Annotated in this window: 1 protein-coding gene; it reads left to right on the forward strand. The window is 41.8% G+C overall.

Going from position 1 to position 670, the window contains the following annotated elements:
- Window positions 1-355 precede the first annotated feature (355 nt).
- Window positions 356-670 (forward strand): IS110 family transposase (locus OK414_RS27515; RefSeq protein WP_264363549.1); only part of this gene is annotated, 315 nt, incomplete at its 3' end.

Here is a 670-nt window from a genome sequence, read left to right on the forward strand (position 1 = left end):
CAAGCTCTATTTAGGAGCTAAGATCTGTTTCCATATTAATGAATAAACTAAACAACATATTACTTGGACGTCTCAAGATATTTCTAGATAATGATCATAGGATCATTTGGGACAATTCTTCTTTCTCCTGTGGACTAACCACAATGTAAGACTGTTTCTCAGTGAACGCGCGGGACTCCCTACTCGCAGGCTGAGCAGCCTGTCATTCGAACCTAGAGGGTAGTAGCTCTATGGCGGCTTTCGAATGCAGGGAAAGCTCTGATACACGAGGTTGTTGGTCGGCGTACACACTAGAGATATCTCGAGACGTCCAAGGAAATGCCAAGTGATTCTAAATCGAAAGGAGGTCTTTCCCGTGAGATTATTTGTTGGTTTAGATGTAAGTTCGTTTGATATGAAAGTATGCATTTTAAATGGTGAAGGAGAAAAGCTGAATGCCTTTACCGTCACCAATGACTTACCAGGCGCAACGTTGCTTAAAGAGCGTTTATTGGACTGCATAGGCGATCAAGAGGTTGACGTCTTAAAGATTGGCTTAGAATCTACATCGGTCTATAGCTTTCACCCGTCGATGTTTCTCCATCATGATGAAGACTTAAAAGTCTTCGGCGCCAAGGTGTTTGTCATGAACCCTAAACAAATAGCTAATTTTAAGAAAAGCTATTCGGAT

Origin of the sequence: Priestia sp. JV24 (genome assembly GCF_025910025.1) — a bacterium.
In the GTDB taxonomy this organism is placed as follows: domain Bacteria; phylum Bacillota; class Bacilli; order Bacillales; family Bacillaceae_H; genus Priestia; species Priestia megaterium.